We start from the raw sequence: 565 nt of genomic DNA, 5'->3' as shown, positions 1-565 counted from the left end.
TCGCTCCCGGTCTTCAATCCATTCCTTGGGGACATACAGCTGCCAGGCAATTGGCAGGCTGCCGCGTTGCGTCGCGATCGACAGGCTCACGGCGATCTGGCAGTTATCCTGTTTGCCCAATTGCCCGCAGTATTGCCGCACTACGCCGACCGAATGCTTGCCTTTCTTCGGGAAGCCCGTGTCGTCAATAATCCAGTAATAGCCAGTCTCTTCAGCAGCGTGCAGGCCTAACGCGGGCATCACCCATTCGCGTACCCGCTGCAGAACCGCCCGGTCAGACCATTCTGCCTTGGCCACAAAATGGTGGAGTGACTGATGTTTCGCACTCGCGTGAAGGGGATCAATATGCGCAGCCATCGGCTCGACGCTCTTGCGTGACAACGGCATTACCAAGCCCGAACAGTAGCCCTTGAGGCCGGCATGGCGATCGGCGTGCCCCAACGCCTGCGCCAGATGATTCAGATACGCGTCAAATTCGTCGACGTCTTCTCTCATCACGGTCGCCCGAAGTCTGTATTATTCAATACTACCAGGTATCGCTTTGATGCAAACATTTTTTTATGAC

General features: G+C 55.9%; 1 protein-coding gene. It reads right to left on the bottom strand.

Annotation, left to right across the window (positions count from 1 at the left end; genetic code table 11):
- A partial coding sequence (locus M3I54_RS45695; RefSeq protein ID WP_254346772.1) for an IS701 family transposase occupies positions 1 to 495 on the bottom strand: 495 nt, incomplete at its 3' end.
- Positions 496 to 565: the final 70 nt, after the last annotated feature.

It is taken from the genome of Paraburkholderia sp. CNPSo 3274 (genome assembly GCF_024206475.1).
Classification (GTDB): domain Bacteria; phylum Pseudomonadota; class Gammaproteobacteria; order Burkholderiales; family Burkholderiaceae; genus Paraburkholderia.
Note: the sequence above shows the minus strand (reverse complement) of the source record. Positions and strands in the feature narration are given on the sequence as shown.